Annotated in this window: 22 protein-coding genes; 18 read left to right on the forward strand and 4 right to left on the reverse strand. The window is 37.3% G+C overall.

The genetic code is table 11. The annotated features are described in order from the left end of the window. Positions 1-93: 93 nt before the first annotated feature. The 8 genes from ACMGDK_RS13680 to msrA all read left to right on the forward strand — a co-directional run bounded on the left by ACMGDK_RS13680 (position 94) and on the right by msrA (position 12,331). Entirely contained in the window at positions 94-315 is a 222-nt protein-coding gene (locus tag ACMGDK_RS13680) for a DUF2795 domain-containing protein (protein ID WP_002662059.1), read from the forward strand. Positions 316-441: 126 nt separating this feature from the next. Then, the gene (gene secA, locus ACMGDK_RS13685; protein ID WP_436808469.1) at positions 442-3,516 is read left to right on the forward strand and encodes a preprotein translocase subunit SecA; all 3,075 of its coding nucleotides are present in this window, start codon (positions 442-444) and stop codon (positions 3,514-3,516) included. Positions 3,517-3,670: 154 nt separating this feature from the next. After that, entirely contained in the window at positions 3,671-5,827 is a 2,157-nt protein-coding gene (locus ACMGDK_RS13690) for a TonB-dependent siderophore receptor (protein WP_436808470.1), read from the forward strand. A gap of 40 nt (positions 5,828-5,867) precedes the next feature. Beyond that, entirely contained in the window at positions 5,868-7,064 is a 1,197-nt protein-coding gene (locus ACMGDK_RS13695; RefSeq protein WP_436808471.1) for a PepSY-associated TM helix domain-containing protein, read from the forward strand. Next, positions 7,064-9,181 carry a TonB-dependent receptor gene (locus ACMGDK_RS13700; RefSeq protein ID WP_436808472.1) on the forward strand — a complete coding sequence of 706 codons (2,118 nt, stop codon included), beginning with the start codon at positions 7,064-7,066 and terminating at the stop codon, positions 9,179-9,181. The genes ACMGDK_RS13695 and ACMGDK_RS13700 overlap by 1 nt, the downstream gene beginning before the upstream one ends. 51 nt (positions 9,182-9,232) lie before the next feature. Further along, positions 9,233-10,444: a PepSY-associated TM helix domain-containing protein gene (locus ACMGDK_RS13705; RefSeq protein ID WP_436808473.1), complete on the forward strand. Its 1,212-nt coding sequence runs from the start codon at positions 9,233-9,235 to the stop codon at positions 10,442-10,444. An 85-nt stretch (positions 10,445-10,529) separates the two neighbouring features. Next, positions 10,530-11,498, forward strand: a complete 969-nt coding sequence (locus tag ACMGDK_RS13710; protein WP_436808474.1) for an ROK family protein — start codon at positions 10,530-10,532, stop codon at positions 11,496-11,498. Between the two features lie 278 nt (positions 11,499-11,776). Then, positions 11,777-12,331 carry a peptide-methionine (S)-S-oxide reductase MsrA gene (gene msrA / locus ACMGDK_RS13715; protein ID WP_436808475.1) on the forward strand — a complete coding sequence of 185 codons (555 nt, stop codon included), beginning with the start codon at positions 11,777-11,779 and terminating at the stop codon, positions 12,329-12,331. Between the two features lie 50 nt (positions 12,332-12,381). Here msrA and ACMGDK_RS13720 read toward each other — a convergent pair whose 3' ends face one another. Continuing rightward, complete coding sequence (locus ACMGDK_RS13720) at positions 12,382-13,236, reverse strand: hypothetical protein (RefSeq protein ID WP_436808476.1); 855 nt, start codon at positions 13,234-13,236, stop codon at positions 12,382-12,384. A gap of 381 nt (positions 13,237-13,617) precedes the next feature. Between ACMGDK_RS13720 and ACMGDK_RS13725 the strand changes: the two genes are divergently transcribed. The 10 genes from ACMGDK_RS13725 to ACMGDK_RS13770 all read left to right on the forward strand — a co-directional run bounded on the left by ACMGDK_RS13725 (position 13,618) and on the right by ACMGDK_RS13770 (position 22,279). After that, complete coding sequence (locus ACMGDK_RS13725; RefSeq protein WP_436808477.1) at positions 13,618-13,797, forward strand: hypothetical protein; 180 nt, start codon at positions 13,618-13,620, stop codon at positions 13,795-13,797. Positions 13,798-13,845: 48 nt separating this feature from the next. Then, the gene (locus ACMGDK_RS13730; protein WP_436808478.1) at positions 13,846-15,504 is read left to right on the forward strand and encodes an ATP-binding protein; all 1,659 of its coding nucleotides are present in this window, start codon (positions 13,846-13,848) and stop codon (positions 15,502-15,504) included. Positions 15,505-15,517: 13 nt separating this feature from the next. After that, a complete protein-coding gene (locus ACMGDK_RS13735; protein WP_436808479.1) occupies positions 15,518-16,183 on the forward strand; it encodes a response regulator in 666 nt (221 codons plus the stop codon). A gap of 124 nt (positions 16,184-16,307) precedes the next feature. Next, positions 16,308-16,757: a hypothetical protein gene (locus ACMGDK_RS13740; RefSeq protein WP_436808480.1), complete on the forward strand. Its 450-nt coding sequence runs from the start codon at positions 16,308-16,310 to the stop codon at positions 16,755-16,757. A gap of 19 nt (positions 16,758-16,776) precedes the next feature. Then, a complete protein-coding gene (locus tag ACMGDK_RS13745; protein WP_436808481.1) occupies positions 16,777-18,480 on the forward strand; it encodes a hypothetical protein in 1,704 nt (567 codons plus the stop codon). An 11-nt stretch (positions 18,481-18,491) separates the two neighbouring features. Continuing rightward, positions 18,492-18,668, forward strand: a complete 177-nt coding sequence (locus ACMGDK_RS13750; RefSeq protein ID WP_436808482.1) for a hypothetical protein — start codon at positions 18,492-18,494, stop codon at positions 18,666-18,668. Then, a complete protein-coding gene (locus tag ACMGDK_RS13755) occupies positions 18,665-19,177 on the forward strand; it encodes a hypothetical protein (RefSeq protein ID WP_436808483.1) in 513 nt (170 codons plus the stop codon). Before ACMGDK_RS13750 ends, ACMGDK_RS13755 begins: the two co-directional genes overlap by 4 nt. Positions 19,178-19,179: 2 nt before the next feature. Beyond that, positions 19,180-20,730 (forward strand): AAA family ATPase, encoded by a 1,551-nt coding sequence (locus ACMGDK_RS13760; RefSeq protein ID WP_436808484.1) that lies wholly within the window; start codon positions 19,180-19,182, stop codon positions 20,728-20,730. Positions 20,731-20,862: 132 nt separating this feature from the next. Further along, on the forward strand, positions 20,863-21,930 hold the full coding sequence (locus ACMGDK_RS13765; RefSeq protein WP_436808485.1) for a type I restriction endonuclease: 1,068 nt from the start codon (positions 20,863-20,865) through the stop codon (positions 21,928-21,930). A 43-nt stretch (positions 21,931-21,973) separates the two neighbouring features. After that, entirely contained in the window at positions 21,974-22,279 is a 306-nt protein-coding gene (locus ACMGDK_RS13770; protein ID WP_436808486.1) for a hypothetical protein, read from the forward strand. Between the two features lie 39 nt (positions 22,280-22,318). Here ACMGDK_RS13770 and ACMGDK_RS13775 read toward each other — a convergent pair whose 3' ends face one another. The 3 genes from ACMGDK_RS13775 to ACMGDK_RS13785 form a co-directional block, all read right to left on the reverse strand. After that, positions 22,319-22,768, reverse strand: a complete 450-nt coding sequence (locus ACMGDK_RS13775) for a GNAT family N-acetyltransferase (RefSeq protein WP_436808487.1) — start codon at positions 22,766-22,768, stop codon at positions 22,319-22,321. Beyond that, complete coding sequence (gene yihA / locus ACMGDK_RS13780; protein WP_436808488.1) at positions 22,761-23,384, reverse strand: ribosome biogenesis GTP-binding protein YihA/YsxC; 624 nt, start codon at positions 23,382-23,384, stop codon at positions 22,761-22,763. Before yihA ends, ACMGDK_RS13775 begins: the two co-directional genes overlap by 8 nt. 66 nt (positions 23,385-23,450) lie before the next feature. Beyond that, positions 23,451-24,212, reverse strand: coding sequence for an alpha/beta fold hydrolase (locus ACMGDK_RS13785; RefSeq protein ID WP_436808489.1), 762 nt, complete (start codon positions 24,210-24,212; stop codon positions 23,451-23,453). Positions 24,213-24,331: the final 119 nt, after the last annotated feature.

Here is a 24,331-nt window from a genome sequence, read left to right on the forward strand (position 1 = left end):
TTAATAAAAATTAATCAAAAAGAATTGAAAATCAAGTATAAAAAAGCGTATAATATAAGCTAATTTTATACTTTTGCAAAAAATCAGAAAATTATGTACTGGACATTAGAATTAGCCTCATACCTAAGTGACGCACCTTGGCCAATGACAAAAGCAGAACTTATTGACTATGCAATCAGAACTGGTGCACCAATGGAAGTAGTTGAAAACCTTCAGGCAATTGAAGACGAAGGAGAGATCTATGAATCTATCGAAGAGGTTTGGAGTGATTATCCTACCGACGAGGATTTCCTTTGGAACGAAGACGAATATTAATGAAAGCAATAAGCTTTGAGCGTCATGCTTAGAGCTTTTTTGCCCTTTTTTATATATAACATCACACGATAAGCGTGTCAGTAAAACGCTTAAAGCAATATGCTTTAAGCATAAAGCAAAAAATTTATGAGTTTTTTAAACAAAGTTCTTAAAGGGTTTTTGGGAGACAAAAAAGCGCAGGACCTAAAAGAAGTAAAAAAAGTTGTAACAAAAATCAAAGCTGTAGAACCAGCCATTCAACAGTTAACTGATGATGGGCTGAGAGAAAAAACTGCTGAATTTAAAGAGAACATAAAATCTTCAACCAGCAAAATAACAGCGCAGATAGAACAGATAAAAGAGCAGGTAAAAAATTCAACTAATGTAGATGAAAAAGAAGCTCTTTTCTCAAAGATTGAATCTCTGAAAAAAGAATCATACGACATTGAAGAGAAAGTTCTTGCTCAGATCCTTCCTGAAGCTTTTGCCCTGGTAAAAGAAACAGCAAGAAGATGGGCCCAGAACGGAGGAATCCGTGTTAAAGCAACAGATTGGGACAGACAACTGGCTGCTGCGGGTAAAGATTTCGTAGAAATCCAGGGAGATACTGCAATCTGGAAAAGCTCATGGGACGCAGCCGGAACTCCTGTAGTTTGGGATATGGTTCATTATGATGTTCAGTTTATCGGAGGTGTTATTCTTCACAGCGGTAAAATTGCCGAAATGGCAACCGGTGAAGGTAAAACCCTGGTAGGAACATTGCCTATTTACTTAAATGCACTTCCTGAAAGAGGAGTTCACGTAGTAACCGTAAACGACTATCTTGCGAAAAGAGACTCGGCATGGATGGGGCCTCTTTATCAGTTCCACGGAATGTCTATCGACTGTATCGATAACCACCAGCCGAACTCAGACGGAAGAAGAAAAGCATACAATTCAGATATTACCTACGGAACGAATAACGAATTCGGTTTCGATTATCTGAGAGATAACATGGTAACTTCACCTACAGAACTTGTACAGAGAGAATTGAACTTTGCCATTGTGGATGAGGTAGATTCCGTATTGGTGGATGATGCCAGAACACCGTTGATTATTTCAGGTCCGGTTCCTCAAGGAGATAGACAGGAGTTTGATGTTCTTAAACCTTCTATCGACAGAATTGTTGAAGTTCAGAAAAAAACAGTTTCTGCCATCTTTAATGAGGCAAAAAAATTAATCGCTGCAGGAAACACAAAAGAAGGAGGATTCAAATTGCTTCAGGCCTACAGAGGTCTTCCTAAAAACAGACAATTAATCAAATTCTTATCGGAAAGCGGAAACAGGGCATTGCTTCAGAAAGTTGAAGCGCAATATATGCAGGACAACAACCGTGATATGCCGATCGTAGATAAAGACCTATACTTCGTTATTGAAGAGAAAAACAATCAGGTAGATCTTACAGATAAAGGCGTTGAATACATGTCTCAGGGAAATGAAGATAACAATTTCTTCGTTCTTCCGGATATCGGAACAGAAATCGCAGAAGTTGAGGCTAAAAATTTATCTAAAGAAGAAGAATTTGAAGCTAAAGAAAAACTTTTCTCTGAATTCGCTGAAAAATCTGAGCGTGTACACACAATGAGCCAGCTGTTAAAAGCATATACATTATTTGAAAAAGATGATGAATATGTGGTAATAGACGGTGAAGTGAAAATCGTTGACGAGCAGACAGGCCGTATCATGGAAGGAAGACGTTATTCAGACGGTCTTCACCAGGCGATCGAAGCTAAAGAAAATGTAAAGATTGAAGCGGCTACGCAGACCTTTGCGACAGTAACGCTTCAGAACTATTTCCGTATGTACAATAAGCTTGCGGGGATGACGGGTACTGCTGAAACAGAGGCGGGAGAGCTTTGGGAAATCTACAAATTAGATGTTGTGGTAATTCCTACGAACCGTCCTATTTTAAGACATGACAGACAGGATTTAGTTTTCAAAACTAACCGTGAAAAATATAACGCCGTAATCGAGGAAATTGAAAAATTAACAGCAGCAAAAAGACCTGTACTTGTAGGTACTACTTCTGTTGAAATATCTCAATTGCTTTCTAAGGCGCTTCAATTAAGAAAAATTCCGCACCAGGTACTGAATGCGAAGCTTCACAAAAAAGAGGCTGAGATTGTTGCCGGAGCCGGACAGCCAGGAGTTGTGACGATTGCAACGAACATGGCAGGTCGTGGTACGGATATCAAGCTTACCAAAGAAGTAAAAGAAGCTGGCGGTTTAGCCATTATCGGTACTGAAAGACACGATTCAAGACGTGTGGACAGACAGCTCAGAGGTAGAGCGGGACGTCAAGGAGATCCTGGTAGCTCTCAGTTCTATGTATCTCTTGAAGATAACCTGATGCGTTTATTCGGTTCTGAGAGAATCGCAAAAATGATGGACAGAATGGGGCATAAGGAAGGTGAAGTCATTCAGCACTCTATGATCAGCAAGTCTATTGAAAGAGCTCAGAAGAAAGTGGAAGAAAACAACTTCGGGATCAGAAAGAGACTTCTTGAGTATGATGACGTAATGAACAAGCAGCGTGACGTGATCTATAAAAGAAGAAAGAATGCCCTGTTCGGGGATCACCTGAAATATGACATTACGAACATGATTTTCGATGTTTCCAATTCAATTGTTGCTAAAGGAAAAGCTACAGGAAACTATAAAGATTTCGAATTTGATGTCATTAAGTTCTTCACTATGGAATCTCCGGTTTCTGAAAATGATTTCAAGAGCAAGCAGATTCCTGAATTAACAGACCTTCTTTTCAAAGCAGCTCAGGAAGATTACAAAATGAAACTGAACTTACTGAAAGAGAAATCATTCCCTATTATTGAGAATGTATATCAAAACCAGGGTTCCATGTTCAAAATGATTCAGGTTCCTTTTACAGACGGACACAAGACGATGACGATTGTTGCCGATCTTAAAGAAGCTTATGAAACTCAGTGTGAGAGCCTTATCAATGATTTTGAGAAGAACATTACTTTATCCATCATTGATGAAAACTGGAAACTTCACCTTCGTGAAATGGATGACCTGAGAAGATCTTCGCAGGGAGCTGTTTACGAACAGAAAGATCCATTGGTAATTTACAAACAGGAATCATTCCACTTATTCAGTGAAATGGTAGACAAAATGAACAAAGAAATTATTTCATTCTTATACAAAGGAGAAATTCCGGCTTAAGGATTCAATAATAAAATCTCATAAAAACCCCGCTTCAGCAATGCTGAAGCGGGGTTTTGTTATTCACCACTTAATAGTTTTATGATAAATATCAATTCGATTATTTATTTAGAACAATTAAAAACAATATATTTGCAGAAAATTTGACTTATTCATGAAAAATGTACTGATCTGCGCATCAATGTTGGGCTCTATCCTGATTTTTTCCCAGGAAAAGGATACAATTAAATCTAATGATATTGAGGAAGTTGTTGTTAATGGAAGATATTATCAAAAATATAAGCTCAACGAAGTTTCTGGTTCATTAAGACTGCAGACTCCTCTTATTGAGTTACCGCAGAATGTACAGTCTATAAGCGGTCAAGTTCTGTCCGACCAGATCACTTTAAACATGTCCGAAGGAATTGTCCGTAACGTAAGTGGTGCCAGAAAAGTAGAGCATTGGGACAATGTTTACTCAAACGTTTTCATGAGAGGGGCAAGTATTGCGACTTATATGAACGGAATGAATGTTTCTTCAACATGGGGACCAATTAATCCGGACGCATCTATCATCGACAGAATAGAATTCGTAAAAGGACCTGCTGGCTTCATGGGATCTATGGGTGATCCTGCCGGGTTTTATAATGTAGTAACAAAAAAACCAACCGGAAAGTTTGCCAACAGCGTAAGATTTATAACAGGAAGCTATAACCTTTTCAGAGGTGAAGCTGATCTTGACGGTGTTATTGTGAAGGACGGTGTTTTGGATTACCGTTTAAACTTAATGGGAAGCTCTAATAAATCATGGTCAGAAAATGATAAGACAAGTAAAATAATCATCGCTCCATCTATTACATTCAGACCTACAAAAACAACGACTTTCACGGCTCAGTATAATTATCAATATTTAAAATTCAACCAGCCGGGGGCATATCTAATGTCTAATGACGGTTATGCTTCATTGAATGTTCATACCAATTTTAATGATCCCAACTTCAAAAAAACTGAAGTAAAAGATCAGAGCTTATTCTTAACCTTGGATCAGAAATTATTCAAAGACTGGGTTTGGAGTACACAGTATGCCTACATGGATATGAATTATGACGGTGGCTCATGGTGGGGAACTTTTGATCCTAATGATAAAAACATATTCAATAGAACCTTAAGTAATTGGCAGGCCGTTGGAAAAAACCACATATTTCAGACTTATTTAAGAGGAACCCTGAATACAGGAAATATCGTTCACAAAATTATTGCAGGATTTGATTATGGGGACAGAAAATACAATGCAGACTTTTCAGGATACGATGCCGGGGTTTATCCCATTAATATTCAGGATGTACAATATGGCGTAGATCCTTCTACATTGCCTCCAGACAGCTTTTACACTTTAAATTCTTCCGCTCCTTTTTATAATGACCAAGGTGTAAAATACACCTCATATTATGCACAGGATCAGATAGAAATGTTCAATAATAAACTTCGTCTTACACTAGCAGGAAGATACACAAGCGGAACCACTTTCGCAGGATATCCTTACTACTCAGAAGGAAATATAGTTCCTAAAGATACAGCTGGTGAATTTACACCAAGAGTAGCAGTAAGCTATTCCATTATGAAAGACTTCTCAGTTTATGGAGTTTATGACAAAACATTTGTACCACAGTCTGCAACAGGGATTGGCGGAACGTCAATTACAGATCCGTTCAGAGGACAGAATATTGAGTTGGGACTAAAAAAAGACTGGTTGGGAGGAAAATGGAACTCTACCTTTGCGGTGTATGAAATTCGAAGAAAAAACATCTTGGTTGCCGGAAACTCAAATGATAATAATGGAAATGCTTTTATGATTCCAACGGGAGAACAAAGATCACGTGGTTTTGAAGCTGATATTAAAGGAGAAATCGTAAAAGGATTAAACATTGTGGTAAATTATGCCTATACGGATGCCAAAACAATCAAAGACACCGATGCCAGCAGAATAGGTGTACAATCTCCCGGAAATGCCAAAAATGTACAGAATACCTGGTTAAGCTACAGATTTGAACGTGGCAATTTAAAAGGATTCGGTATTTCTGCAGGTTATCAGTATCAGGGAGGGAGACAGTCCTGGTTTGGAACAACGGCAAAGTATGATCAAAGCCTTGAAGATTATTTTGACACCAACTTTGGTATTTCTTATGTAGCCAGAAAATTTGATGTTAATCTATTGCTGAACAACGTTTTGAACAGAAAACTTTACAGCGGGTATAGATCAGATGACGGTTCATATGCATGGATCTACAATGCTCCACGTAACTGGAGACTATCAATCGGATATAAATTTTAAATAATTAAAAGTTAGTCTCTCCGGAGGTTAACTTTTTTCTATGAAGAAAAAGCACCACCATAAAAAGAAACCTTCTTTTACAAAGAAATGGTCTGCCAAACTGCATTTGTGGTTTGGTTTGTCCGTTGGTATCATTGTTTTCATTGTTTCTCTTACAGGGACTTTATATGTTTTTAAAGATGAAATACAAAACAGTCTCAGGAAAGAAGCCATGTATGTGCAGAAAGCTACGGAAACTCCAATTTCTATAAATGTTCTGAAAGAAAAAGTCAGCCTGGAACTTAATGAAAAATATCCTGTAAATGCTGTGGAAATTTCTTTAGATCAGAATAAATCCTACCGTTTCTCTTACTACGAAAAGAATAAAAATGGCTGGAATTATTTTGAAGAGGTTAAGATCAATAAACTGGTCTATGTAGATCAGTACAGCGGGAAAATTTTAGCCGTATACAATGAAAAATATGACCTCTTTCCAATTTTAAAAGCCATTCACTGGAGTTTATTATTAAAATCAGATTGGGGGAAATATGTGGTGGGAATTCCTACCGTACTGTTTATCTTCATGCTGATCACGGGAATTATTTTGTGGTGGCCAAAGAACAAAAAAGCAAGAAAAGGACGCTTCTGGTTCAGCTGGGAAAACGTGAAGACCTGGAAACGTAAAAATTACGACCTTCATAATGTATTAGGTTTTTATGCTTCATTCTTGGCACTGCTGATGAGTATTACAGGAATTTACTTTGCCTATCCGTATGTAAAAAACACTTTCAACCTTACACTTTCGGGCTCTTTGGAGCTGCCAAAAGAAAAGGAAATTAAATCTCCGGACTCCCTGATGATCAAAAACACATCTGTTTTTGATATTACAGCTCGGGAAGCCAGAAAACTTTATCCCACATCTTCCAGCTTCAGAATTCCACTGAATGGAAAAAACAAAAAAGGAAAAGAGCTAAAAAATATCCCGGTCACAATCTACGGACAAGAAGGACGATACAGTGAAAGAAATACGCTGGTTTTCGACAAATATTCAGGGAAACTTCTTGCAGATAAACCTCATCAGAAACTGAGCAATGCAGAAAAATATGCCAATGCCAACTATGATATCCACACAGGATCTTATTTTGGACTGTTCGGGAAAATTCTATGGTTCATTACGGGCCTCATCTGCACATCACTCCCCGTTACCGGTTTTTTAGTATGGTGGGGAAAACAAAAGAAACAAGGAAAGAAAATATAATGAAAAAAGCGCTTTTATCAGCCGCATGCTTAGGGTCGGCAACAGTTTTTGCACAGGTTAAAGACAGCCTGCAGACCAACAATGTGGATGAAGTTGTGATGACTGCTTCCAGAAAAAAAGAAAGTATTAAAGAAATACCAAGCTCAGTAACGATTGTTGCAGAAAAGCAGATACAGTCTCAGCTTACCGTCAATTCAGATATCACCAGCATTCTTCAGTATACGGTTCCCAGTTTAGGAACCAACTCCGGCCAGACCTCCAATACAGGCCAGACTTTAAGAGGCCGTCAGGTTCTTGTCCTTATTGACGGGATTCCTCAGTCTACACCACTAAGGAATGGCGCAAGAGACATCAGAAGCATTGATCCTTCTGTTATTGAAAGAATTGAAGTGATCAAAGGAGCCTCTTCTATCTACGGAAACGGAGCAGATGGAGGAATCATCAACTACATCACCAGAAGAAGCAAATCTGATAAAAAAATTTCCGGACTTACCCAGGTTGGTTTTACTGCCCAGACGTATGGAGGAACCTTAGGAGTAAGGGCCAGCCAGCTGCTATCCGGAAAGGTGAATAAATTTGATTATGTTTTCTCTCTTGCTTATGAAAGAACAGGCTATATGAAAGATGCCGACGGAGCAAACCTTACTCCTACCTACAGCACTGCAAAAATGGATAACTATAACGGAATGCTCAAACTAGGGTACAATATCAACAATGACCAGAGAATTGAAGCTTCTTACATTGGATATTCGTCAAGGTCTGATCTTAACTTAGGTCTGGTAACCGGAAAATACGGTTTTAAGCCAACCATTGGCGAAGGCGTAGGAAAAAATCTTGAAACCACTCCTCAGGGAACACCTAGAAACCACAATTTCAGAATTAATTATGATAACCAGAATCTTTTCGGAGGAACCACTTCATTGAATTTCAATGCTTATATGCAGGATTTCAGGACGGTATACGGATACAGCGATACATTCTTCGGTGGTGGACAATCTAATGTGATTTCCAAAAAGTATGGCGCCAGATTCAACTTTGATACAAAGCTCTGGAACACTCAAAACTCACAGACTGAAGTGATGTATGGAATGGATATCCTTAATGACCAGACCGTTCAGAAGCTTGAAGATGGGCGTTACTGGACACCGGACATGAATATGACCAACCTGGCTCCTTTTGTGTTGGTTAAAATTGACTTACTGAAAAAATTAACCATTAAAGGAGGTCTTCGCTACGAAAACATGAACGTTAAAGTGGGAGATTTCAATACCCTTTCTTCAATAAAAAGTGATGGTACTTTCACAACAAGTATTTTTGTCACAGGTGGAAAACTAAAGTATAATGCATTAGTGGCCAATTTAGGAGTACGTTACAATATTGAACCTTTCGTTAACCTGTTCGGAAGCTTTTCACAGTCCTACTCTATCAATGAGCTGGGAAGAATTCTGAGAACATCTACCCAGGGAACCATTCAAAATCTTGAAACCAAGCCTATCATTGTCAATAATTATGAATTCGGTGCTACAGGACAGATTTCAAAATGGGTCAACTACGAAATCACCTCTTATGTAAGCACTTCAAAACTGGGGGCTTCATTTGTACAGAGCGCAGACCGGGCATTAACCATACAGAGGTCGCCGGAAATTGTTTACGGTGTGGAGGGATTCCTGCATTTTACCCCTGCAAAATGGATCAATTTCGGAGGAAGCTACAGCTGGATGGAAGGAATTACCTCTATTAAAGACGACGGAGATTATTCAGCAAAAATCAATAACAGCCGGATTTCTGCGCCCAAAGTACTTGCTTACATTCAGGCAAGACCTATACAAACTCTATCAATTGGTTTTGACATGCTGCATGCCTTTGAGCAGGACAGATTTCAGCCAAATGCAAAAACCGGATTATTTGTGTACGGAGAAGGTTATGTTCCCGAATACACTGTTTTTAATTTTAAATCGAGCTACGAAATCAATACAAACTGGAGAGTTTCTTTAGGTATTGAAAATCTGTTCAACAAAATGTATCAGCCAGCCATTGCATGGTGGTCAGCCCGTGACAGCGAATTCGTGAATTCCCTGGGGAGAAGAGGTACTCTGATGCTTGAATATAAATTTTAATTAAACTAAATAAAAAGATAAATTTATCTTTGTGATACTTTGAACTGCGATATGAGAAAAAAACATCATCATAAGAAAAAACCGGGCTTTTTCAAAAAATGGTCAGCCAAGCTGCACCTGTGGCTGGGTCTGGGAATTGGCTTTTTGATTTTTATCATTTCCATTACAGGGGCACTTTATGTTTTCAAAGACGAAATAGAAAACCTCACCAGAAAGGATGTAATCTACCACAACGAACAGAATATAGCACAAAAGCAGGTTCTCCCCATCAGAGTAATAGAAAAATCTGTTGCCGAACAGGTAAAAGAAAAGTATCCTATCCATTGGGTAAACGTCCCTATCGATAAAAAAATGTCATACATATTTTATTGGTACGAGCATAATACGGATACCTGGAATTATTTTGATGAGTTTCCGATCTATAAAGCGGCTTATGTAAATCCTTATACGGGAAAAGTCCTCAGAACATATGATGAAAAGAACGGATTCTTTAATATTGTAAAAATGATCCACTGGAGCTTTTTACTGAAGCAGGATTGGGGAACTTATGTAGTGGGAATTCCTGTTATCATATTTATTATCATGCTTATTACAGGAATTGTTCTCTGGTGGCCTAAAAATAAAGCAGCCAGAAAGCAACGTTTTTCTTTTAAATGGAAAAACATTAAAAGCTGGAAAAGAAAGAATTATGACCTCCATAATGTGCTCGGCTTTTATTCCTCCATCTTCGCTCTGATCTTTGCAATTACAGGACTTTTTTACGCCTTTTTTGTTGTACAGGCTATGATCTACGTGATATTCTCCGGCGGAGAAACAAAATATCCGGATTTCTCCCATATTAAAACAAAGGCTCCGATAGAATTAAGAACAGAAGGAACGCTCGACAAAGTCATTAATACTGTACAGCAAAAATATCCTGATGCTTTCGGCTTTGCGATTGACCTTGGCCATGAGCATATGGATGATCATGAGCATCCTAATTTTGAAGTGTTTGTAAAGCATCTTTCTTATTCTTATCACAAAAGCAGCAGCCTGATCTTTGATGAAAACTCCGGTGAACTGCTCCACACCCACGATCCTAAGGACAAAAACTTCGGGGAAAAAGCAGTAGCAGCCAATTATGATATTCATGTCGGGGCAATTTTAGGGCTTCCTACAAAGATCATTGCATTTATTGTCAGCCTCCTGTGTGCTTCCTTGCCTGTCACCGGATTTATGATTTGGTGGGGAAGAAGAAAAAAGAAAGCGATAAAAGCTGCTTAAAAGTTTTTCAAATAAAAGTTTGTTAATAATTCATTAATACAATCTTTTTTATAATTTTAACCCTTTAGAATTTATAAAACAGGAAATGTCATTAATAGATTTATCAAAACAAGTTGCTCTAGGAATTGATATCGGCGGGACGAATACAAAGTTCGGAGTAGTAAACCATCGCGGTGAAGTTCTGGAAAAAGGAAGTCTGAGAACTGATGAATACGAAAAAGTGGAAGACTTTATCGATGCTTTGTATGAACAGGTTCAGCCCCTGATCGAAAAATACGGTACAGAAAAAAACTTTGACGGAATTGGGGTAGGCGCTCCTAATGCCAACTATTATAAAGGAACCATCGAACAGGCTCCCAACTTACCCTGGAAGGGACTGATCCCTTTCAGCGAGCTGATGAAAGCCAAATTCAGCCTGCCATGTACCATTACTAATGATGCCAATGCAGCAGCTCTTGGAGAAATGCTTTTCGGTGCAGCCCGTGGTATGAAGGATTTCATTATGATCACTCTGGGAACAGGTGTAGGCAGTGGAATCATTTCTAATGGAAGCCTGATTTACGGACATGACGGTTTTGCAGGTGAACTTGGCCATACCATCGTAAAACCTGGCGGAAGAAAGCACTGGAGCACGGGATCCGAAGGAAGCCTGGAAGCTTATGCATCAGCCACGGGAATTGCCATCACCGCAAAAAAAATGAGGGCTGAATTTCCTGAATCTATGCTGAGCCAATATCCGGAAGAATCCATTAACTCAAAAACGGTACATGAATGCGCCATAAAAGGTGACCCGATTTCTATTGAGGTTTTCAGATATACGGGACAGAAACTGGGTGAAGCTTTGGCGAATTTCGTCATGTTTTCTTCACCGGAAGCCATTCTTTTATTCGGCGGCGTGATCAAAGCCGGTGATTTTATTTTGAAGCCTGCCAAACTTCATATGGAAAGAAATCTTCTTCCGATCTTCAGAAATAAAGTGAAACTGGTTTTCAGTGAACTTGATGAAGCAGATGCTGCCATTCTTGGAGCAAGTGCTTTAGTTTGGGAAAAATAACTGAAACAGCATTAAAATAATAGAAGCGTCCTTTTGGGGATGCTTTTTTGTTTTTAAACAACATACTTAATTGATTTTTCCACAGATCCCACAGAATTATTTTGTGTAATATCTTTCAATTTATCGTTTCATCAATCATTAAAACATGCTATCAATTTTGTTTTAAATCATTCTGTTTATCATCCGAAATGAAAAAGTTTTCTTATTTTTGATTGGTTTTTTACTCATTTTCTGCAAATGCAGAGAGAAGAAACCGGCAAATAAATAATTAAAAAATAATGGATAATAATAATTTAGAACAGATCACTTTCGGCGGCGGATGCTTCTGGTGCGTGGAAAGCTGTTTCAATATGCTTAAAGGCGTGCAATCTGCTATCTCCGGATATTCAGGAGGCCACAAAGACAATCCAACTTATGAAGAAGTGTGTACGGGAGAAACGGGACACGCTGAAGTGGTACAGATTACTTTTGACCCTAAAATCATTTCTTATGCACAGCTGATGGATGTCTTTTTCTTCCTTCACGATCCTACCCAGCTGAACAGACAGGGTAATGATATCGGAACACAATACCGTTCCGTTATTTATTATAAAGATGATGCGGAAAAAGCTAAAGCCGAGGAAGCCCTTAAAAAATCTGAAGAATCAGGAAAATGGCCAGGAAAATATGTAACAGAAGTAACGCAGTTCGAGAAGTTTTGGCCTGCAGAACAGTATCACCAGGGTTATTATAACGAAAATCCCACACAGCCATACTGCAGCGCAGTAGTAGGTCCGAAAATCCAGAAATTCAAAAAACATTTCGGAGAACTGGGAATGCTGAATGAAGCGTAAAAAATATAAAGCGAATATCTTTTGATGTTCGCTTTTTTTTGTATGAAAATTTATTCTTCTGCTTCTATAGAATCTTTTTGTTTGCCGGCATATTTATAAATAATAAGAGACGTTGATTTTCGTAATTCTCTTCCGTTATCCGGATCTATTCCATCGTCCGTAAAAAACTCAACTTCATTATAATACTTTGAATACCACGTCCTGCCAAGAGCATTCTGGTCGGTAAGAGTATCTTTTCTCATAATCTTTTTAAAATGCTGAAATTGATGCTTATTCATGGCTACAACATCAAGTCCGGGTCTTATATAACTACTATCTGTTGCAACATACCTTTCCCCATCCCAATACATATATTTCTTTTCATCATCAGGTTTCATCCCTGCTATTAAGCCTAAGGTAAGAGATCCGTTATTAATTTTCTTGTTGTTGGAGAATACAATATTTCCAGTGACAAGGCATACCAGCAATGCAATTTCCATAATACCCAAGCCATTTTGCTTCATAAATTCAGGCATTTTGAAATGCTGTTCATTGGTAATATTGATAATTAGTTTTGAAAACCTATCTGTTATTGATTCTTCGTCTTCATCAATATTAATCTTTACCGTTGTTTTATTGGCATCATCATCTCTTTTAACATAGGTTCTGGAAAAATGTGCAAAATTATCATACCCAACATACTTGCTTAGCTTATCCAACTTATAGGGTTCAATGTTTATTTCATTCCTGGTTCCGGCAATATAGGCATCATAATATCTAACAAGAGTTCTCTCATCAATATCCAAATTCAGAGCTTCCTCTAAATGCACACTTAAAAAAAGGGCAATCCCATTTTTTTTATTTTTCCCTGAATCAATTCCCCCCTGCTTGAAAACCTCATGAATTAGTAGTTTTATTTTGGACATAATTAGTTTTTAAAGGCAATTACAAAATAGGTGATTTTCGATCATGTCGCATTACGGGTTTCCGCAATGAAGTTCCTGTCCATATCCTGTCTATCGATGTCCATGTTTTGTCTAACACATGCGTCATCATTTGTCGCACCTTTGCTTCAGAAATCAGTGACAAACAAAACATTAGAAAACAAAAATACGAAACTGATTTCAAAACTCACCAGATAAAACGGAGGAAAACTCCGGGTTGGGAAGCAGATGTTTCTCCTCCGTTTTTGAAGGTTTACTTCCCAAAAATTTAAGAAGCGCTTCGAAATTTTTATCCGTGTAACACTGCTTACGATCTGTTTCGTGGGGAAGAACACTAATGCCAAATTTTAAATTTTTAAAACAATGTTAGAATTAATATTGATGCTACTGGGATTAGCATTTTCAAATAACAATGCAAACACGACATCAGATAATAGTAATAATCAGGAACAGATAACAGTTCAGTTGACAGATCCGGGAGAAGGTTTGGATCCGGGGGATACCGGAGGTGATACAGGACCTGTTCTTCCACCCAAAAAATAGGAAAAACAAGACCGTTCTTTTTTAGAACGGTTTTTTTATATTAGTAATATGATACGATCTCTATTATTTTTACTAATCATTCTTGTTTCTTGTAAAGAAAAAACGGAAACAGATTATCTAGCAAAGGCAGATAAATTATATAATGAAGGGACAAACTTGCTCCTTAAAAATAATCTTGAGGCTTATTCAAAATTTCAGCAGGCACTAAACTATTATTATAAGACAAAAGATTCTTCCAATATCTCTAAGAGTTTAATCTGTCAGGCAATTGCCCAAAAATATACCGGCGATATATTCGGTGCTGAAACAACTTTAGTGGATGCTCTCAATTTTATGAAAGAAGGTGACGAAAGTCTCTACTCTGTATATAATACCCTGGGAGACATAAAATATGATCAAAAAGAATACTCGTCAGCTACAGAATGGTATAATAAAGCACTTGCGGAAAAAAATGAATCTATTGAAAAGAAATATACTATTCTTAATAATAAAGCAGCATCAGAGTACCGACAAGGCCAATACTCTTCAGCATTAAAAGCCTTACAAAGTATCGATCTATTAAAAATAAAAGATATCAATCTCCAAAATAGAATTAAAGAGAATATTGTTTATACTCGGTGGCTTCAGGATAAAAATTATCCAGCTCATACAGAATTCAAAAAATTATTAATACAAAAGTTAAAGCAAGATGACAACTGGGGCGCAAATTCAAGTTATTCCCATTTAGCAGAGATCTATCAGCAAACGAACCCAGCTACTTCATTGTTTTATGCAAAACAAATGCTTAGCACAGCAGAAAAAATAAAAAGTCCTGAAGATCGCCTGGAAGCTATTGAAAGAATTTCTTTTGTTGACAAACCTTCTAACGCTATCTCCAATTTTATAAAATATAAAACACTTTCAGACAGTATTCAAAATTACAAAAATGCAAATAGAAACCGTTTTGCCTATATTAAATACGACAGTGAGAAGAAAGAAACAGAAAACCAACGGCTAAAAGTTGATCAGGCTCAAAAGGAAAATCAGTTGATACGTCAGGAAGCTGCTCTGGCGGTCGCAATAGTTGCCATCGTAGCCATCATTATTTTGTACCGTAGAAGACAAGCCAGGCTTAAGCAGGAGAATGAAATCAAATTAAAAAATGATCAATTAAGAATCTCAAAAAGAGTCCATGACGTCGTAGCCAACGGTATATACCAAGTCATGACCAAAATAGAAAACCAGGTAGATTTTGACAGGGAAAATGCTCTTGATGAGCTGGAATTTGTTTATGAGAAGTCCAGGGATATTTCCTACGAAGAACCTGATCCGGAACATGATAAAAAGGACAATAACGATAGAATATCCAACCTTATCGCCTCTTTTAAAAATGAAACGATAGATACCTATATAGTAGGGAACGAAAACGAAATATGGGCCGGAATTTCTCAATCCTCCTTTGAAGATATTTATCAGGTCATCCGTGAACTGCTTGTGAACATGAAAAAACACAGTCAGGCTTCACGTGTCATTTTTAAATTTGAAAGGATAAATAATTTAGTCAAAATCCAATATACAGACGATGGAATCGGAATTCCGGGTGATATGATCTACAAAAATGGACTGACAAATACGGGAACCCGTATTGCTGCTATCCAAGGAGAAATTATTTTTGACAATAAATCCGAAAAAGGATTGAAGATTAATATTTCATTTCCTGTTTCTTAAAAAGACCTAAAGAATGTTCAAAAAAATTTTAATAGCCGAAGACCACGAAAGCAGCAGCATATCTGTCCAAAAAACATTAGAAGAACTCAACATTCCTAATGTTGACTATGTATATTATTGTGATGATGCTTTAGCAAAAGTTCAAAAATCTATTCGGGAAAATGACCTTTACGACTTATTGATCACTGATCTTTCATATGAAGAAGACCACCGCCTACAGAATATTAAAGATGGAAAACAACTGATTGAAGAGGTAAGAGACTTACAACCATCATTAAAAGTCATTGTCTTTTCCGGTGAGCATAAATCAGGAATTATAGACTCCCTTTTTAATGACTGCAAGATCAACGGATTTGTCCGTAAAGCCAGAAATGATTCTAAAGAATTGAAAAAAGCGATTGCAGCCGTTTACGCCAATGAAAGTTATCTGTCTCTCGATTTTAAACGGGAAGTGAAAAAACTCAATAGTTATGAGTTTACATCTTATGATATTACACTCGTTTCTCTTCTTTCTCAGGGAGTACTGCAAAAAAATATACCAACTTATCTACAGGCTAATAATATTAAACCCAACAGCCTAAGCAGCGTGGAAAAAAGGCTCAATAGCTTAAAAGAAAACCTTAATGTAGCGAGCAATGAACAGCTTGTCGCTTTCTGCAAAGACCTGGGAATTATTTAACCTTGTTTTATTTTCTAGACAGGCCTTTCAATTTTTGGAAGGCTTTTCCTATTTACGGGAATCCGTAAGGAAAACTATTCCCTGTCCAATATTTTTGTTAGTATCAAATTTAAAAACTCAGGCAATGGCGAAAATAATTTTTCAAAATGAAATACTTACCGGCAAATCCGAAATCATATCCACTTCTAATCAAATTTTAAGTAATAGAGATATTCTAAAAAAACGTTCGGAGAAATATCTGAACTTAATTAAAACAATGGATACAGAGCTCCTTATTGAAACAAGAGGAAAGGAAGAAATGATGGCAAAGATTCATGAAGAATTTGGTTCCGCTCAGCTCGCTGATCTTCCCGTAGGAATTTTGGCTAAATGCTATTTAGGACACCCTTATGAAGTTCACACTTTAGATCTAAGTGCCGGGCAAATCATTAAACATTATACCATAGGAGAACCACTTCCCCAGCATTTTGAAAAAGCAAGAACCCTCGCTAAACACAACGCTTATCTTTTTGTAGAAGTATATAAAGATAAGCTCATCCTCATCCGCGAAGACGGAACAGCAGCCAGACTATAACCATAAAAAATCAAATACAATGTCACAAAAAGTAATTTCATACGCAGACCTTTCAAGGATCAATAGTGCCTTGAGCTCGCTCAAAACAGACTTGCGGGAAGTCAATATAGAATTGGGAGGCCTTAATACAAAACATGACCACCTAAAAAGTGATTTATTACAGCTGGCTCTTTCATTCTCTGATTTTGTAGAATCGGATATAAAACATAAGGCGCTGCAACTCGCCGAAACACGACAGGGAAATCTGAAACAGGACCTTCAGATAAAGTTTGGATATTATGCAGAAGTCCGTAGAATGGCTACCGGAATTCTCCAGGGTGTAGATACAGGAATTATAGGCGATGATACATTACGCCACACAACCGAAGAGGTTATGATAAAAGCCCCGAATTATTGGCTTGCCCCTGCCTTGGTCATACTTGCGTCCTGGATTCGGGATGATAAAGACATCTCTGAAAAAGCACTGACTGAAAGCTTAAAAAGAAACGATTACAAAACAACTCTTTTTCTTATGCTTGTCACGAGAAGATTAGGAAGAAATAATGCATGTTTTCAATGGATGAACAGATATTTTCTTCATCAGAACCCACACAACCTGGATAGGGAATTTATCATTATCCTGGAGGCCATCACAACCGGAGTTTTTCAGCCCGCCTCCCATCAGTTAATGATTACTAACGTCAAGAGCTGGATTGATCAGCTCACTCAAACGGACAGCTACATTGATAAACAGAAAGCTCAGTGGACTCAATTTTTTGAAACAAAAGGTTCTTTATCCTCAAAAAAATACCCGTTACTTGAAGAATTTGCTACGAATTGGGACAATCTGAAAATTTCTGTAACCCAGGCAAGATCTCATCATGCACTAGATATACACTTTAAAAATATTTTCCAAACCACCACAGATTATTCTAAAGCTATAAAGATTCAGCTTGATGAAATTCTTTCCTTACTGGTGACCAATTTTGATGATGAAGAACTTCCATTGCAAAATGAAGTCAGGCTCAATCAGCTTATCATTCAGGAGGATGGAGATAAAAAATCAGCGCAATCTTTAATGAATGAAGAAAAACACATTTTTGACGAAAAAGTAGACTTTCTTCAGATGTTGACGAATGCAGCATTCGATCCTGAATTAACTGGTGCCACAAAAGCTACACAGGCTCTTGCTGTTTCCATTAGCCAGCCCTGGATTGTAGAAGCTCATGACACTTTTACTGCGAAATACAGAAATAATATAGAGGAAAATGTTGAGTTGATTATCGACGGTTTTAAGACTTCAACTTCCGATGGAAGTGACGAAACAGAACAATTACAAAAGCACCATCGGTACTGGACTGATTTTCTCGAAAATGAATTAAAAAAACTGACATTTCCATTCGCTTTAATTTTCTTCGGAATTATAATTTCTGCCGTTAGTTTAATCATTTTTAAGTTTGGAATTATAGGAATAATCGGCACTTTGATTGGTGGGTTGATTATTTGGAACTCTATCAGTAGCCATAAAAAAGCAAAGAAAAAAACAATAGAAACGATCACAGAAAGAAAGAACAAGTCTAAGGAAGTGTTACGAGGGTGCATTGCTGAAACAGTAGATTATAGAAAAGAATTTGCCTTGGAAGATGCAAAAGCTGAAATTTTAAGGCAGAACTTAATGTCCATAACACCCGAAGATTTTTCAAGTACATCCAGAAATACAAGAACCGTTTTACAACCTTCCTAATAATTACAGATATGAACGATATTAAAAACAATTCTGAAGAGAATAAAAACCATAAGCCCGAACAACAGCCAAGACCGAATTTGTTCCAGGGAAGAACCGAAGGGGAAAAAGAAAAAGTAAAATTTCCAGATTGGGATATTATTCCTCCTCATCAGTTCATTAATCCGAGAATAAAAACTCAATCATGAAATCACCTGTTACTTACGCTGATTGGGCAGATATTTTTGACCGTTTTGGAAAAGGTGAAGATGTATTGGATGAAATGAATTCTGGGCATTTTCGCCTTGACGCCGGAACTGCTGAACGTTTTTATACAAGAGCCGAAGAAGCCTATAAGGCCCGAAAAAAAATATGGCTGGACCAATATCAGAGAAATTTTAATCTTCAGCACATTAAAACTATTGAAGAATTGGAATTTTTGCTTCAGAATAATAAAAAAACATTAGCTGTTTTGGCAAAATTTATCTATTCAAAAGGCCTTCCAACTGAACTGAGGGAAAACTTTTCGAAAGATTTCACAGGTTTTGTAAATGATTTAAAAAAAAATTTAAAGAACAATACCCCGAAAGACAGCCAAGAAAGAGAAAAGTTGCTGATGGTAATCAATTCATTCAGTATCTGTGAATTCCAGCAAAACCAATCTTTTGAAGAAATTCCTAATCCAAATTCCTCAACAGGAAGAAAAATTATTTTTTAAATATGGCAAACAAAGAAGAATTTAAAAATTCTTTATCCAGAATGTTCCGGGCAAGAATCCCTTTTATCTCAATCCGGAGCATAGAAAGATCGAGAGTTCTAGAAATAATACAGCAACTGTCGGAAGAAATTAATATTCCGATCTATATCCATAGTTTATCACAAGGAACGATAGATATCAAAACAAGAAAAACAGTCAACGATGACCGTTCCGTTGCCGGCGGAATCGATTTTGCCGTTCAGAATAATTCACAAAGACAAAACCTTACTTTTATTTTCACGGAAGTAAGTGATATTGAGGATGATAATATCGTATCCAGACATATTTATGATTGCGTGGTCCAAGCTATTGAAAAAGGCGGAAGTATCTGCATTATCTCCACAAAAGGTGTCTGGTCACAGTTGCAGCGTTTAGGAATGACCCTTACGTTAGATCCTCCTAACGAAGAAGAAATGCTGACCGTCGTCAAGGACTGTGTAGTTCCCTATAAAGGTTCCATCCCTATTGACTGGGATGAAAATGACCTGAAAATGGCAGCAACTATTTTAGCCAATATGACCAAAATAGAAGCTGAAAATGTTCTGGCAACTCAAATGGCAAAAGGTTCTCTTACAAAAGATGATATCAAAAGTCTGAGCATGGAAAAAGATAAGCTCTTCAGCGATATTTCCGGTCTCGAAAAGGTAAAAGTAGACCCATCTCTGATATCTGTGGGGGGGCTTAGCGGCTTACATCAGTGGCTCGATAATCAGAAACAGCTGTTAACTGCTGATTTAAAGTCAAGAAAACTTCGTCCGCCGAGAGGCGTATTATTAGTGGGAGTTCCGGGCTGTGGGAAATCTTTGTCTGCAAAATTCATCGCTGCTACATGGAATCTTCCGTTGTACCGTTTAGATTTTGCATCCATCCAGGGAATGTATGTGGGACAGTCTGAAAACAGATTAAAAGAAGCATTTGAATCGGCAGACAATGCAGCTCCTTGTATTTTATGGATTGATGAAATTGAAAAAGGATTAGCCGCCAATGCCAACGATTCATCGGGAGTGACAACAAGAATGATTGGTCAGTTTCTATTCTGGCTGCAGGAAAGCACCGAAAAAGTTTTTGTGGTAGCAACAGCCAATGATGTGACAAAACTACCTCCAGAACTGCTTAGGAAAGGCAGATTCGATGAACTTTTCTTTGTAGACCTTCCCCAGGAGTCGGAAAGAGCGGATATTATCAATCTTTATCTTAAAAAAAATCTTTTACCACCACCTTCTTCTTCAACTTTTGAAAAGCTGACAGTCATTTCGGTGGGCTTCGCAGGATCGGATCTAGAAGGAGCCGTGAGAGATGTTGCTATACAGGCTGTAATCAATGGAGATTCTTTTATCTCCGATGAACTCTATGAAAGGTGCTTCCAAAATATTGTCCCGTTGAGCAAAACCAGCCCTGAAAGAATTGAAGCAATTAGAAGCTGGGGCAAAGAAAGAGCTTTGCCTGCTTCAGGATTGGCATGGGATTCATCCCCGAATGATAAAATTTCGGCTAGACGCACCATCATTATATAGCAGAATGATCTTACAATATTCAGATACAAACCTTTTAAATTCTTTGAAAGGTTTTTCATTTTACGGATTACCGTAAGGAAACCTTTTTTTTACGAGATATTTTTGGAGAAGAATTTAAACATCATCTGACCTATGGATCTCAAACTAAAATTAGAACAGCTGCATCAGAAAGTTGTTGGGTTAAAAGAACAGATCAACACTGAAGAAGCCACCAAAAACGCCTTTGTCATGCCTTTTATACAAATCTTAGGCTATGATATTTTCAATCCCACCGAAGTAATTCCTGAGCACATTTGTGATATTGGAACCAAAAAAGGAGAAAAAGTAGATTATGTGATAAGGAAAAATGACGATCCTATTCTAATCATCGAATGCAAACACTGGAAAGAAAGCGCAGATGCTCATAACTCCCAGTTGCACAGATATTATCATGTCTCAAAGTCAAGATTTGGGATTTTGACTAATGGAATTGTTTACAATTTTTATACAGATCTGGAAAAACCCAATATTATGGATGAAAAACCATTTTTTACCATCAATATTGAAGATCTGAAAGACAGTTCCATCAAGATATTGGAGAGCTTTACAAAAAATGATTACAATCTGGAAAATATACTGGATTCTGCAGAAGCATTGAAATACATAAAAGCCATCCGAAAAGAATTTGAAAAGGAAATCGAAGATCCCTCTGATGAAATGGTAAAACTATTGGTTGGAAGATTCTTCGAAAAGCCCATGACAGCAAGCAGAATGGTTTCTTTTAAAGAATATACGAAAAAAGCCTTGACTCTTTCTATCAACGAATCTATAAGCTTTAGACTAAAATCTGCATTAAGCATTAATGAACAGATTGAAAAACAGGAAGAACCTGTAAAAACAGCTACTCCTATTGATGAAAATAATGATTCCAAAATTGTTACTACAGAAGAAGAATTAGAAGCTTTTCAAATCGCAAAAGCCATTTTAAGAGAAAAAGTTCCTTCCAGCAGAATTGCTTACAGAGATACGCTTTCCTATTTTGGGGTTTTACTTGATGATAATAACAGAAAGCCGCTTTGCAGATTTCATTTCAACACGGCTAATAAATATATTGAAACCTTTCACAATGGAAAAGACGCAGGTGAAAAGATACTGTTGAACAATCTTGATGAAATATACAATTTCAGAGATCAGCTGATTAAAACATTAGAGAATTACTAAACCTCATAACCATGAAAACTATTATCATATAAACCCTACAACCATGAAAAAACTACTATTCACTACCCTCTTGGCTACAGGTTTACTTCTTCCGGCAGGCTTCACAGCAACAGTAAACAGTACGGTTTCCAAAATAGAATTAGCATCAAAAAAACAGAAGAAAAAAACAAAGAAGAGTAAATCCAGTAAAAGCTCAGATTCTAAAAGATCAAAGTCTTTTTACTCGCAAAGTGGAGGCTGTACTTATAACGGAAATAAGCTTTACGTAGGATCACGAGGGGGCTGTTATTATTATACCGGAAGTAGTAAGCAATATGTTGACAGGTCATACTGCTCCGGGTGTAATTAAGTTCACACCACAAAAAAGCGAAGATTTCTCTTCGCTTTTCTATTTTCTTATCATTTCCGTATGTGGAATATCATCTTCCTGGTATTTTTTCCCGGTATCTACAAATCCGAATTCGGAGTAAAACCTTAATAAATAATCCTGTGCCGAAATCTTGATCTCTGAAGTATGGAAACGGTTTTCTATTGTTTCTACAGCATACTTAATCAGCTGTCGCCCCAGGTTTTTGCCTCTCGCCTGTTCTGTTGTAAGAACTCTCCCAAGAGAAGTTTCATCATACTTTATTCCTTTGTCAAAAACACGGCAGTACGCAAGAATCTGTCCATCTTCTTCAGCCCAGATATGAATTCCCTTCTGGTCGTAATTATCCAGATCAGGATAAGGACAGTTCTGTTCGATCACAAAAACATCAATACGGGCCTTTAAAACAGCATACAGCTCAGGAACCGTAAACTCATCGAAGGTTTTAATTTTCCAGATTATATTACTCATCAAAACTTACATTATTATTTTTCAAGAATTCATTCGTTTTCTGAATGAAGTTCAGAATTTCATCACCACCCGTTTTCTTTTCCGCAGAAGTTACATACAGTTCGGGCAAATCATCCCAGGTTTTGTGCAGCTCGTTTTTATAGTTTTCTACATTTTGTATTGCAACATTCGGTTTCAGCTTATCAACTTTCGTGAAAACAATTGAAAAAGGAATCCCGCTTTCTCCGCACCACTGGATAAATTCCAGATCTATTTTTTGCGGAGTATGCCGTGAATCTACCAAAACGAAAAGATTCACCAGGTTTCTTCTGTTTAAGATATAGTTGGTGATCAGCTTCTCAAAATCCTTTCTTATAGATTTTGAAACCTTTGCATATCCATAACCCGGCAAATCCGTCAGATACCAGTCTTCATTTACTAAAAAATGATTGATCAGCTGAGTTTTTCCCGGAGTTCCGGAAGTTTTTGCCAGATCTTTGTGATTCATTATCGCGTTGATTAATGATGATTTTCCGACATTAGACCTTCCGATAAAAGCATATTCAGGCATAGTCGGCTCAGGGCATTCCTGCCATTTTCCGCTACTCTTTACAAAATTTGCTGTTTTAATAACCATCTCTCGAATATTTTTAGAAAAACAAACCATTAAGAAAAGCTCTTAATGGTTTATCATTTATTTGTTTTAAACTTTGTCTTTTAACCAGCTGTAGAGAATTTCATTGAACTCGTCCGGCTTCTCCATCATCGCAGCATGTCCGCATTTCTCGATCCAGAAGAGATCCGAATTTGGAATAAACTTGTGCATATCTTCTGCCACCTCAGGAGGCGTTACATTATCCTGTCTCCCCCAGATCAGACACGTTGGTGTGGTAATCTTAGGAAGATCGTTCAACATATTATGTTTGATTGCGCTTCTTGCCAGCATTACTGTTTTAATTCCTTTCATTCTGTCATTTACTACAGAAAAAACTTCGTCTACAAGATCTTCTGTGGCGATAGCAGGATCATAAAAAACCTCTTCCGTTTTCTTCCTGATATAGGAGCGGTCATTTTTTCTTGGGAAACTGTCCCCAAAAGTTCTTTCATACAATCCGGAGCTTCCTGTTAGTACAAGATTTTTCACCAGATCCGGTCTTGCCAAAGTCAGAATAAGCCCCACATGTCCTCCCATAGAGTTTCCTACAATAGTAACAGGCCCGGAAATATGACTTTCTATAAACTTGATAATATATTTGGCAATAGTAGTAAGATTAGTATTGAGTACCGGCAGATCATAGATAGGCAACTGGGGAACATATACCCTGAATCCCTTTTCCGAAAAAAAATCTACCATCTTATCGAAATTACTCAAACCACCCATTAAACCGTGCAACAGCACCAATGGATGTCCTTCTCCCGCCTCTACAAAAGTATATTTCTTTTCTTTTTTTGTACTAAATATCATAAAATGCCTTAATAAAGCTCTGCAAAAATACAAATTAAACCTCAAAAAAATTTTGATTACCCTAATTTAAAGTAAAAATAATATAATATCATCCTTTTTCTTTATTTTTTTCACAACCT

The organism is Chryseobacterium hilariae, from assembly GCF_051400735.1.
Classification (GTDB): Bacteria; Bacteroidota; Bacteroidia; order Flavobacteriales; family Weeksellaceae; genus Chryseobacterium.